The sequence below is a fragment of the Delftia deserti genome (assembly GCF_042653485.1).
GTDB classification, from domain to species: Bacteria; Pseudomonadota; Gammaproteobacteria; order Burkholderiales; family Burkholderiaceae_C; genus Comamonas; species Comamonas acidovorans.
The window spans coordinates 3,688,058-3,700,000 of the sequence record NZ_JBHSIH010000001.1 but is presented as its reverse complement, the minus strand read 5'-3'; the positions used below and the strand labels follow the sequence as shown (position 1 = coordinate 3,700,000).

Here is an 11,943-nt window from a genome sequence, read left to right as displayed (position 1 = left end):
TTGTTTTATTCAAGTAATGACGAATTGTTCTCTTGACAGAAATGTCAAAGAATTCATTCACATTACGGCATAACGCGCGAGGTGAGAGACCTCGCAAGTCCTTGAAAGAAAATGGCGAAATCTCGCAAGAGAGATCAAAGTTATAGGGTCAAGTGACTAAGAGCATGTGGTGGATGCCTTGGCGATGATAGGCGACGAAAGACGTGATAGCCTGCGATAAGCTTCGGGGAGCTGGCAAATTAGCTTTGATCCGGAGATTTCTGAATGGGGAAACCCACCCGCAAGGGTATCGCATACTGAATACATAGGTATGCGAGGCGAACCTGGAGAACTGAAACATCTAAGTACCCAGAGGAAAAGACATCAACCGAGATTCCGAAAGTAGTGGCGAGCGAAATCGGAAGAGCCTTCTAGTGATAGTCAGACGGTTAACAAAACGGAATGGAAAGTCCGGCCATAGTAGGTGATAGCCCTGTATGTGAAAACCGACTGGTGGTACTGAGCTAGAGAAAAGTAGGGCGGGGCACGAGAAACCCTGTCTGAATATGGGGGGACCATCCTCCAAGGCTAAATACTCATCATCGACCGATAGTGAACCAGTACCGTGAGGGAAAGGCGAAAAGAACCCCGGGAGGGGAGTGAAATAGATCCTGAAACCGCATGCTTACAAAAAGTAGGAGCCCGCAAGGGTGACTGCGTACCTTTTGTATAATGGGTCAGCGACTTACATTCAGTGGCAAGGTTAACCGAATAGGGGAGCCGTAGAGAAATCGAGTCCGAATAGGGCGTCCAGTCGCTGGGTGTAGACCCGAAACCAAGTGATCTATCCATGGCCAGGATGAAGGTGCCGTAACAGGTACTGGAGGTCCGAACCGACTAGTGTTGCAAAACTAGCGGATGAGCTGTGGATAGGGGTGAAAGGCTAAACAAACTTGGAAATAGCTGGTTCTCTCCGAAAACTATTTAGGTAGTGCCTCAAGTATTACCTGCGGGGGTAGAGCACTGTTTAGGCTAGGGGGTCATGGCGACTTACCAAACCTATGCAAACTCCGAATACCGCAGAGTACAGCTTGGGAGACAGAGCACCGGGTGCTAACGTCCGGACTCAAGAGGGAAACAACCCAGACCGCCAGCTAAGGTCCCTAAAATTGGCTAAGTGGGAAACGAAGTGGGAAGGCTAAAACAGTCAGGATGTTGGCTTAGAAGCAGCCATCATTTAAAGAAAGCGTAATAGCTCACTGATCGAGTCGTCCTGCGCGGAAGATGTAACGGGGCTAAGCCAGTTACCGAAGCTGCGGATTTGCAATTTATTGCAAGTGGTAGGAGAGCGTTCTGTAAGCCTGTGAAGGTGCCTGGTAACGGGTGCTGGAGGTATCAGAAGTGCGAATGCTGACATGAGTAGCGTTAAAGGGGGTGAAAAGCCCCCTCGCCGTAAGCGCAAGGTTTCCTACGCAACGTTCATCGGCGTAGGGTGAGTCGGCCCCTAAGGCGAGGCAGAGATGCGTAGCTGATGGGAAACAGGTCAATATTCCTGTACCGATGTGTAGTGCGATGTGGGGACGGAGAAGGTTAGCTCAGCCAACTGTTGGATATGTTGGTTCAAGCCTGTAGTCATGCCTGGTAGGCAAATCCGCCGGGCTTAGATGAGGGGTGATAACGAGTCTGCTTGCAGACGAAGTGAGTGATACCCTGCTTCCAGGAAAAGCCACTAAGCTTCAGCTACACACGACCGTACCGCAAACCGACACTGGTGCGCGAGATGAGTATTCTAAGGCGCTTGAGAGAACTCTGGAGAAGGAACTCGGCAAATTGATACCGTAACTTCGGGAGAAGGTATGCCGCAAGTAGGTGAACTTGAACAAAGGGAGCCCAAAGCGGTTGCAAAAAATCGGTGGCTGCGACTGTTTAATAAAAACACAGCACTCTGCAAACACGAAAGTGGACGTATAGGGTGTGACGCCTGCCCGGTGCTGGAAGATTAAATGATGGGGTGCAAGCTCTTGATTGAAGTCCCAGTAAACGGCGGCCGTAACTATAACGGTCCTAAGGTAGCGAAATTCCTTGTCGGGTAAGTTCCGACCTGCACGAATGGCGTAACGATGGCCACACTGTCTCCTCCAGAGACTCAGCGAAGTTGAAATGTTTGTGATGATGCAATCTCCCCGCGGAAAGACGGAAAGACCCCATGAACCTTTACTGTAGCTTTGTATTGGATTTTGAACGGATCTGTGTAGGATAGGTGGGAGGCTTTGAAGTGAGGACGCTAGTTCTCATGGAGCCGACGTTGAAATACCACCCTGGTGCGTTTGAGGTTCTAACCCAGGTCCCTTATCGGGATCGGGGACAGTGCATGGTAGGCAGTTTGACTGGGGCGGTCTCCTCCCAAAGCGTAACGGAGGAGTTCGAAGGTACGCTAGTTACGGTCGGACATCGTGACGATAGTGCAATGGCATAAGCGTGCTTAACTGCGAGACTGACAAGTCGAGCAGATGCGAAAGCAGGACATAGTGATCCGGTGGTTCTGTATGGAAGGGCCATCGCTCAACGGATAAAAGGTACTCTGGGGATAACAGGCTGATACCGCCCAAGAGTTCATATCGACGGCGGTGTTTGGCACCTCGATGTCGGCTCATCTCATCCTGGGGCTGTAGTCGGTCCCAAGGGTATGGCTGTTCGCCATTTAAAGAGGTACGTGAGCTGGGTTTAAAACGTCGTGAGACAGTTTGGTCCCTATCTTCCGTGGGCGCTGCAGATTTGAGGAAGCCTGCTCCTAGTACGAGAGGACCGGAGTGGACACACCTCTGGTGTATCGGTTGTCACGCCAGTGGCATTGCCGAGTAGCTAAGTGTGGAAGAGATAACCGCTGAAAGCATCTAAGCGGGAAACTCGTTTCAAGATGAGATCTGCCGGGGCCTTGAGCCCCCTGAAGAGTCGTTCAAGACCAGGACGTTGATAGGCTGGGTGTGGAAGCGCAGTAATGCGTTAAGCTAACCAGTACTAATTGCTCGTGAGGCTTGACCCTATAACTTTGATGACGTGATCATCAAGGTGGTTATGCCAAGTAAGGCGCAGTCAAAATACAAAGCTGATTACAGACTCTATGAATTCGTTGTGTTGCTCGATGAGCAGCATGACAACAAGTTATGCCTGATGACCATAGCAAGTTGGTACCACTCCTTCCCATCCCGAACAGGACAGTGAAACGACTTTGCGCCGATGATAGTGCGGGTTCCCGTGTGAAAGTAGGTCATCGTCAGGCTCTTACAGCCCAAGAAACCCCGTAGCCAAAGCTACGGGGTTTTTTGCATTGGGCTGCAGGAAATGGGGAAAGAGGCAGAGCAGCCAAAACGGACATCCCAAAAAAGAGAGCGCTGACGCGCTCTCTTTTTTCATCCTGAATGCGCAATGCTTCAGAGCGGCAGGCATTCACCCTGTACAAAGACCTTGAGTTCGCCCGACTGGATCGAGGTCCAGGTTTCATTCTTGGTCAACGGCGCTGTGACGATGATGGCCACACGGTCCTGTGGTGTGGTCTCTCGGGCGAAGTCCACGGTAAGGTCCTCATCCGACAGATGGGCCTGGGCAAAGGGGTGGCGACGCTCGATGTAGCACAGGTGCGTGGTGGCATGGGCCCACAGCGCTTCGCCGTTGGACAGCAGGAAGTTGAAGGTTCCGTGCGGCGAGATGCGCCTGGCCAGTTCGCGCAGCGTGTGCGTGAGTTCCTGCACGCTGGGCAGGCCGGCATGGGACTTCCAGAGCTCCTGGAGAATCCAGCAGAAGGCCTGCTCGCTGTCGGTGTTGCCTACCGGATGGAAGTGGGCATGCAGTTTGGGAGCGAAGCCCTTGAGATCCCCGTTGTGGGCAAAGACCCAGTTGCGGCCCCACAGTTCACGCACGAAGGGGTGGCAGTTCTGCAGGCTTACCGCACCCTGCGTGGCCTTGCGGATGTGGGCGATGACGTTGCGGCTCTTGATCGGGTACTCGCGTATCAGCTTGGCGATGGGCGAGTCGATGGCGCGCTCATAGCCGACGAAGTGGCGCAGGCCCTTGTCCTCGAAGAAGGCGATGCCCCAGCCGTCCGTATGGTCGCCGGTATTGCCCGCCCGCTGGGTGAACCCCGAAAAGCTGAAGCGCACGTCGGTGGGCGTGTTGCAGTTCATTCCAAGCAGCTGGCACATGGCGGTATCGTTGTTTGCGTAGTTCAAGCCATAGCCTAACGCCTGGCGCGGCAGCTGCAAGCACAATGCGGGGCAAGGGCAAAAAAACGGAACAAACCCATGTCGATTCTCTGCCTGCACACGGCGCACAGCAACGCCGTGATTTTCGAACAGGCTGCTGCCGAACTGGGCTGGCCGGCCCACTCGATCATTCATCAGGTGCATGAGGCGCTGCTGGTGGAAGCGGAGGCTGCAGGTGGCATGCATGCGTCGCTTCGGCAGAAAACGGCAGGGCAGCTCGATGCGCTGGCAGACCATGCCGATATCGATGCCGTGCTGCTGACCTGCTCGACCCTGGGCCCTGCCGTGGCGGATTGCCGCAGTGGCAAGGTCTGGCGTGCCGATGGCATGCTGGCCCGCAAGGTGGCCGCTGCCTTGCAAAGTGACCCGGAATCGCGCATTGCACTGCTGTGCGCCGCTCCCACCACGTACGAAGCCACGCGCAATCTGTTCATGGAAGAACTGCAGCAAGGCAACGCAGATCAACGCATGCAGCTGCAGTGTGTCGAAGGGGCCTGGGCTCTTTTTCGCAGCGGTGATGCCGCCGGCTATGTGGCGTGCATGGCCGAGGCGGCTGTTCAGGCCCATGCCGCCGGTGCTACCCAGGTGGCCCTGACCCAGGTGTCCATGGATGGTGTTGCCAGACACTGGAAGCCAGATGCCACCATGCCCGTGCCCTGGACGGTGGCTGGGAGTGCACTGCAGGCACTCATGGAAATATGGGATTTAGGCCCGGTTTCATGAAAAAAGGCAGCCAAAGCTGCCTTTTGCATGCATGGAGCGAAAGATCCTCAGCTGCGTTCGGACCAGAGCTTGCCGCCCGTGGCCCAGTTTTCGCGCTTGATGTCGGTGATCAGGATGTCCACCGATTCGGGCGAGCCGCCGAGGACTTCGACCGAGACGCGCGTGATCTCTTCGACCAGCTTGCGCTTTTGTTCGACGGTACGGCCTTCCATCATTTCGACGTGGTACGTGGGCATGTCAATCTCCTCAGGGATCAAGTTCTAGGGGGTTGGGTCGGCGACATCATATCGGCCGACGCGGGCGGTCGAGACTTGTCGGTGCCAAGCGCGCAGGCGGGGCACAGGCAGGCCTTGTTGCGCATGGGCTCCGGAATGCGGGCCAGTGCATCGGGTGCCACCGGGGTGTCCATGCACCAGCAGTTCAGCGGATCAACGCCCGCAAGAATGGCGCACTGATTGCTGCGGCCGCACAGCGGACACAGGCTGGCATCGGGGGGAGGGGCACTCATCGTGATTCCGAGTGTAGGCCCATGAAAAAAGCACCTCAGGCAAGCCTGGGTGCTTTTGCAGCCTTGGGCGCCGCCAGGTGTCAGGCGGCTGCCTTGACCTTCAGGCGCCAGGCATGCAGCAGGGGCTCGGTGTAGCCACTGGGTTGCTCCTTGCCCTTGAAGACCAGGTCACAGGCGGCCTGGTAGGCCATCGAGGTGTCGAAGTGGCCGGCCATGGGCTTGTACAGTGCATCGCCCGCGTTCTGCTGGTCAACCACGGCGGCCATGCGCTCGAAGGTCTCGCGCACCTGGGCCTCGGTCACGATGCCGTGCTGCAGCCAGTTGGCGATGTGCTGGCTGGAGATGCGCAGCGTGGCGCGGTCTTCCATCAGGCCCACGTTGTGGATGTCGGGCACCTTGGAACAGCCCACGCCCTGGTCCACCCAGCGCACCACATAGCCGAGGATGCCCTGCACGTTGTTGTCCAGCTCCTGCTGCTTTTCAGCCGCGCTCCACTTGTCTTCCTTGACCACGGGCACCTGCAGCAGGTCGGCCAGGATGGTGGCGCGCTCGGCGTCGGCATTGGTTTGCTCCAGCTGCTTTTGCACTTCGGCCACGTTGACCTGGTGGTAGTGCAGGGCGTGCAGCGTGGCGGCCGTGGGCGAGGGCACCCAGGCGGTATTGGCACCGGCCTTGGGGTGGCCGATCTTCTGCTCCAGCATGGCCTTCATCAGATCGGGCATGGCCCACATGCCCTTGCCGATCTGCGCCTTGCCGCGCAAGCCCAGGCCCAGGCCCACGAGCACGTTGCTGCGCTCGTAGGCGGCCAGCCAGGCGCTGCCCTTCATGTCGGCCTTGCGGACCATGGGGCCGGCATACATGGCGGTGTGCATTTCGTCGCCCGTGCGGTCCAGGAAGCCGGTGTTGATGAAGGCCACGCGCGATGCGGCAGCGGCGATGCAGGCCTTGAGGTTGACGCTGGTGCGGCGCTCCTCGTCCATGATGCCCAGCTTGACGGTGTTCTCGGGCAGGCCCAGGACCTTTTCCACGCGGCCGAACAGCTCGCTGGCGAAGGCGGCTTCCGCGGGGCCGTGCATCTTGGGCTTGACGATGTAGACGCTGCCCGTGCGCGAGTTGCGGATGCCGTTGGCGCCCAGACCCTTGATGTCATGGACGGCAATGGCCGTGGTGACCATGGCGTCCAGGATGCCCTCGGGGATTTCCTTGCCGTTGCCCCAGAGGATGGCAGGGTTGGTCATCAGGTGGCCCACATTGCGCACGAACATCAGCGAACGGCCATGCAGCTTGACGCTCTTGCCATCGGCGCCCGTGTACTCGCGGTCGGCGTTCAGGCCGCGCGTCATGCTCTTGCCGCCCTTGTCGAAGGTTTCGGTCAGCGTGCCCTTGAGGATGCCCAGCCAGTTGGCATAGCCCACCACCTTGTCTTCGGCATCCACGGCGGCCACGGAGTCTTCCAGGTCCAGGATGGTGGACAGGGCGGCTTCGACCACCACGTCGGCCACGCCGGCGGCATCGGTCTGGCCGATGGCCGTGGTCTTGTCGATGCGGATGTCGATGTGCAGGCCGTTGTTGAGCAGCAGCACGGAAGAGGGCGCTGCGGCTTCACCCTGGTAGCCGACGAACTGGGCGGTGTTCTTCAGGCCCGTGGTGCCGCCGCTCTTGAGCGCGACGACCAGCTGGCCAGCTTCCACGCGATAGCCGGCGGCATCCTTGTGCGAGCCCGAAGCCAGCGGGGCTGCCTGGTCCAGGAAATCACGTGCGAAGGCGATCACCTTGGCGCCGCGCACGGGGTTGTAGCCCTTGCCCTTTTCCGCGCCGCCGTCTTCGCCGATGGCGTCCGTGCCGTACAGCGCGTCATACAGCGAGCCCCAGCGCGCGTTGGCGGCGTTCAGCGCATAGCGTGCGTTGAGAATGGGCACGACCAGCTGGGGACCGGCCTGGATGGCCAGTTCCGCATCCACGTTGGTGGTGGTGGCCTTGGCATCCTTGGGCTGCTCGACCAGATAGCCGATCTGCGTCAGGAACTGCTGGTAGCCGGCCATGTCGGTGATGGGGCCGGGATGGGCCTTGTGCCAGGTGTCCAGCTCGGTCTGCAGGCGATCGCGCTCGGCCAGCAGGGCGGCATTGCGGGGAGCCAGATCATTGACGATCGCATCGAAGCCTTTCCAGAACGCCTCGGGAGCGACACCGGTGCCCGGGAGCACTTGTTCATTGATGAAACGGTGCAGCTCTGTAGCGACCTGCAGGCTGTGGGCTTGGGTGCGATCGGTCATGGTGGGAACCCCGGGTTGGATGGATGGAAAGGCTTGGCAGACCCTTTTCGGGCCTGACTATAAGGAATACTTTATTAGATTTATTTGCGTACATAAATAGACCATAAATCTTAAAACTCGTGACTTTTACGCAAAAATGTGGGAAGGTTATGCGCGCGCCAAAACCGGCCGGCTTTGGCGCGCAGCCCTATGCATGGCGCACATGGAGGACAGCCAGTGCCCACTATGCAAAAAGGCGAGTCACAGGAGACGGGCGTGCGGTCGCATGCCCCACAAGAACACGGAAAAGAAACGGACAGCGGTCATGGACAAGCTCAAGGCATTCGAGTCATTCGTATCGGTGGCAACGCGCGGCAGCCTCACGGCAGCGGCCAAGGCGGAAGGCGTGGCGCCGGCCATCATGGGGCGGCGCCTCGATGCCCTGGAAGAGCACCTGGGCGTCAAGCTCATGGTGCGCACCACGCGGCGCATCTCCCTCACGCATGAGGGCAGCGCCTTTCTCGAGGATTGCCAGCGCCTGCTGTCCGATGTGTCCAACGCCGAGGCCAGTGTCAGCGCGGGCGGGGTCAAGGCCACGGGCCACCTGCGCATCACGGCGCCGGCGGGCTTTGGCAGGCGGCACGTGGCGCCCCTGGTGCCGCTCTTTCGGGATCTGCACCCGGATGTGACGATTTCCCTGAACCTCAGCGACCGCGTGGTCGATCTGGCCGGCGAAGGCTTTGACTGCGCGGTGCGCGTGGGCGATCTGCCCGACTCGGCCCTGGTCAGCGTGCGCATTGCCGACAACCGGCGCCAGTGCGTGGCCACGCCGGCCTATCTGGAGCGCCGGGGCACGCCGCGCCACCCCAGCGAGTTGACCCAGCACGACTGCCTGACGCTGTCCAGCGACGCCTCGCAGACGCGTGGCTGGGCCTTCCGCATTCCCCATCCCGACAGCGGCACCAGCGAGGTCGTGCACTTCAAGCCGGGCGGCCCGCTGGACTGCTCCGACGGCCAGGTACTGCACGACTGGTGCCTGGGCGGCTGGGGCATCGCCTGGCGCAGTACCTGGGAGGTCGAGGCCGAGATCACCTCGGGCCGCCTGGTGGCCGTGCTAGAAACATTCGCGGCGCCGCCCAATGGCATTTTTGTCGTCTTTCCCCAGCGCAAGCACATGCCGCTGCGTGTGCGGCTGTGGATCGACTATCTCAAGCACCACTACGAGCAGCCGGATTTCTGGCGGCGTACCCACGCGGCCTGAGCGGGCCGCCCAGCAAGGAGGAATGAGCATGGCAGTGTCGATAGCGACGAAAGCGGTATCCGCAACGCAGGGCGCGGCCCCAGGACGGCGGCGCTGGATGCGCATGGCGCTGGGAGCCGCCTGCCTGGGCATGGTGGCCGGCTGCGCCGTCCAGGGGCCGGGGCAGGGCCGGCCGGACGGGATGCGGCAGGGCGCGGTGCCTGCCGGCATCGTGAGCGTGACCTTTGACGATCCCTCTCGGTTCGACGCCGGGCGCAACGGGCCCCAGGAGTCCGAGAAGGCGCGCCGCGCCTGGGTCGATGCGCTGGCCCAGTTCCTGGCCGAGCGTGCCGCGCCCAGGCTGCCCCAGGGCCAGCGACTTGAAGTTCACTTCACCGATGTGCAGCGCGCAGGCGGCTTCGAGCCCTGGCGAGGGCCCCAGGCTGCCGACGTGCGCATCGTGCGCGACATCTACCCACCGCGCATCGACCTGCGCTTCAAGCTGCTGGGAGCCGATGGAAAGCTGCTGCGAGAAGGCAGCCGCCAGTTGCGCGACGCCAGCTTCATGATGCGCCCGGACCTGTATCCCAACGATCCCCTGCGCTACGAGAAGACGCTGCTGGATGACTGGTTGCGCGCGGAACTGCCGAAGTAAGAGCCGACGCGACAGGAGGACCGCAGTGGTCTACCGATTGCCTCGGGCATCTCGATGGCAGTCCCTGTTTCTGGCGTAATGGAGCCTGGCCCGAGAGGCTCAATTCTGTACGGATTCCCCATGACGATAGAAGCCATCCTGGCCAGCCTCCACCTGCTGGCCATACTCACCTTCGTGGTGTTCCTGTCCAGCCAGGCGGCGCTGTGCCGCAGCGAGTGGATGAGTGCCGCCGTGGTCCAGCGCCTGGCGCGGCTGGACATGATCTATGGCCTTGCCGTGGTCTTCCTGGTGCTCACCGGCATTGCGCGCCTGGTGTGGGGCGTCAAGGGCATGTCCTGGTACGTCTCGCAGCCACTGTTTCATCTGAAGATGACTTTGTTTGTCGTCGGCGCGCTGCTCTCGATCAAGCCCACGCTGGCCTTCCGGCGCTGGCGCCGCGCGCTGGATGCCGGCCAGGGCCTGCCCCAGCCGGCCGAGGTGGCCAGCACGCGCCGCTGGGTGATGTGGCAGGCCCATGTGGTGCCCGTGATCGCCGTCGTTGCGGTGTTCTGGGCGCGGGGCATGTAGGTCCCGTTTTCCTGTCCGGCGGCATGGGGTGGGCCTGCCACGTAGAATCCGCCGATGCTCTCCGTCAAACAGGAACTGCTCGCGGCTCTGGCCGGCGAGCTTGAAACTTTGTCGCCCGGCGCCGGTGCCCGTGCCGCTTTCGAATCCCCCAAGGTGGCTGCCCATGGCGATTTCGCCTGCACGGCCGCCATGCAGCTGGCCAAGCCGCTCAAGCTCAACCCGCGCTCGCTGGGCGAGCAGCTCAAGGCCGCGCTGGAGGCCACGCCGTCCTTCCAGCGCTGGGTCGATGCCATCGAGATCGCCGGCCCCGGCTTTCTGAACATCCGCCTCAAGCCCGCCGCCAAGCAGCAGATCATCCGCGAAGTGCTGGAGCAGGCCGAGAAGTTCGGCTGGCTGGCCGACCGTGGCGCAAAGATGCTGGTCGAGTTCGTCTCCGCCAACCCCACCGGCCCGCTGCACGTGGGCCATGGCCGCCAGGCTGCGCTCGGCGATGCCATCTGCAACCTCTATGCCACCCAGGGCTGGGGCGTGCACCGCGAGTTCTACTACAACGACGCGGGCGTGCAGATCGACACGCTGACCAAGAGCACGCAGCTGCGTGCCAAGGGCTTCAAGCCCGGTGACGAATGCTGGCCCATCGATCCCGAGAATCCGGCAAGCAAGGCCTTCTACAACGGCTCCTACATCCAGGACATCGCCGACGACTTCCTGGCCTGCAAGACCGTCAAGGCCGATGACCGCGAATTCACGGCCAACGGCGATGTCGAGGACTACGACAACATCCGCCAGTTCGCCGTCGCCTATCTGCGCAACGAGCAGGACAAGGACCTGCAGGCCTTCAACCTGCACTTTGACGAGTACTACCTCGAATCCAGCCTCTACACCAACGGCCATGTCGAGGACGCGGTGCAGCGCCTGATCGCGGGCGGACATACCTACGAACTCGACGGCGCGCTCTGGCTCAAGTCCACCGACTACGGTGACGACAAGGACCGCGTGATGCGCAAGCAGGACGGCAACTACACGTACTTCGTGCCCGATGTCGCCTACCACATCCAGAAATTCAAGCGCGGCTACTCCAAGGTCGTCAACATCCAGGGCACGGACCACCACGGCACCATCGCGCGCGTGCGCGCCGGCCTGCAGGCCGCCGACGTGGGCATCCCTGCCGGCTATCCCGACTATGTGCTGCACACCATGGTGCGCGTGGTGCGCGGCGGCGAGGAAGTCAAGATCAGCAAGCGCGCCGGCTCCTACGTCACGCTGCGCGACCTGATCGAGTGGACCAGCAAGGACGCGGTGCGTTTCTTCCTGCTGTCCCGCAAGCCCGACACCGAGTACACCTTCGACGTGGACCTGGCCGTGGCCCAGAACAACGACAACCCCGTGTACTACGTGCAGTACGCCCATGCGCGCATCTGCTCGGTGCTGGCCGCCTGGGGGGGGGACGCGGCCACGCTCAAGGACGTGGACCTGTCGGCGCTGGAAGGCCCGCAGGCCCAGGCGCTGATGCTGCAACTGGCCAAGTACCCGGCCATGCTGACCTCGGCCGCCGACGGCAATGCGCCGCACGACGTGACGTTCTACCTGCGCGAACTGGCCTCGCTGTACCACAGCTACTACGACGCGGAACGCATCCTGGTGGACGACGAAAAGCTCAAGCTCGCCCGCCTGGCGCTGATCTCGGCCACGCGCCAGGTATTGCACAATGGCCTGGCAGTGCTGGGCGTCTCGGCCCCGCAACGCATGTAACTTCGAGC

At 60.9% G+C, this 11,943-nt stretch carries 9 protein-coding genes and 2 rRNA genes; 7 read left to right on the top strand and 4 right to left on the bottom strand.

What is annotated here, in order from left to right; translation table 11 throughout:
• Window positions 1-146 precede the first annotated feature (146 nt).
• Together ACFPFG_RS17820 and rrf are read left to right on the top strand one after the other, a co-directional pair.
• Window positions 147-3,022 (top strand): 23S ribosomal RNA (locus tag ACFPFG_RS17820).
• Window positions 3,023-3,146: 124 nt separating this feature from the next.
• Window positions 3,147-3,259, top strand: a 5S ribosomal RNA gene (gene rrf / locus ACFPFG_RS17815).
• Between the two features lie 151 nt (window positions 3,260-3,410).
• On the opposite strand, the gene ACFPFG_RS17810 is transcribed toward rrf, so the two are convergent.
• Complete coding sequence (locus ACFPFG_RS17810) at window positions 3,411-4,178, bottom strand: class II glutamine amidotransferase (protein WP_012202593.1); 768 nt, start codon at window positions 4,176-4,178, stop codon at window positions 3,411-3,413.
• A gap of 99 nt (window positions 4,179-4,277) precedes the next feature.
• Here ACFPFG_RS17810 and ACFPFG_RS17805 point away from each other — a divergent pair, with 99 nt between their 5' ends.
• Window positions 4,278-4,961: a hypothetical protein gene (locus ACFPFG_RS17805; protein ID WP_197954115.1), complete on the top strand. Its 684-nt coding sequence runs from the start codon at window positions 4,278-4,280 to the stop codon at window positions 4,959-4,961.
• Window positions 4,962-5,008: 47 nt separating this feature from the next.
• Here ACFPFG_RS17805 and ACFPFG_RS17800 read toward each other — a convergent pair whose 3' ends face one another.
• From ACFPFG_RS17800 to ACFPFG_RS17790, 3 genes are all read right to left on the bottom strand, one after another.
• The gene (locus tag ACFPFG_RS17800; protein ID WP_012202595.1) at window positions 5,009-5,197 is read right to left on the bottom strand and encodes a 4-oxalocrotonate tautomerase; all 189 of its coding nucleotides are present in this window, start codon (window positions 5,195-5,197) and stop codon (window positions 5,009-5,011) included.
• A gap of 17 nt (window positions 5,198-5,214) precedes the next feature.
• A complete protein-coding gene (locus ACFPFG_RS17795; RefSeq protein ID WP_197954114.1) occupies window positions 5,215-5,469 on the bottom strand; it encodes a cysteine-rich CWC family protein in 255 nt (84 codons plus the stop codon).
• A gap of 80 nt (window positions 5,470-5,549) precedes the next feature.
• Window positions 5,550-7,742: a malate synthase G gene (locus ACFPFG_RS17790; protein ID WP_380107645.1), complete on the bottom strand. Its 2,193-nt coding sequence runs from the start codon at window positions 7,740-7,742 to the stop codon at window positions 5,550-5,552.
• Between the two features lie 304 nt (window positions 7,743-8,046).
• On the opposite strand from ACFPFG_RS17790, the gene ACFPFG_RS17785 reads away from it, so the two are divergent.
• The 4 genes from ACFPFG_RS17785 (at window position 8,047) to argS (ending at window position 11,935) form a co-directional block, all read left to right on the top strand.
• Window positions 8,047-8,982: a LysR family transcriptional regulator gene (locus tag ACFPFG_RS17785; RefSeq protein ID WP_013804758.1), complete on the top strand. Its 936-nt coding sequence runs from the start codon at window positions 8,047-8,049 to the stop codon at window positions 8,980-8,982.
• Between the two features lie 28 nt (window positions 8,983-9,010).
• Entirely contained in the window at window positions 9,011-9,616 is a 606-nt protein-coding gene (locus tag ACFPFG_RS17780; protein ID WP_380107643.1) for a DUF3016 domain-containing protein, read from the top strand.
• Between the two features lie 120 nt (window positions 9,617-9,736).
• The gene (locus ACFPFG_RS17775; protein WP_034389505.1) at window positions 9,737-10,183 is read left to right on the top strand and encodes a DUF2214 family protein; all 447 of its coding nucleotides are present in this window, start codon (window positions 9,737-9,739) and stop codon (window positions 10,181-10,183) included.
• A 54-nt stretch (window positions 10,184-10,237) separates the two neighbouring features.
• Window positions 10,238-11,935, top strand: coding sequence for an arginine--tRNA ligase (gene argS / locus ACFPFG_RS17770; RefSeq protein WP_380107641.1), 1,698 nt, complete (start codon window positions 10,238-10,240; stop codon window positions 11,933-11,935).
• Window positions 11,936-11,943 lie beyond the last annotated feature (8 nt).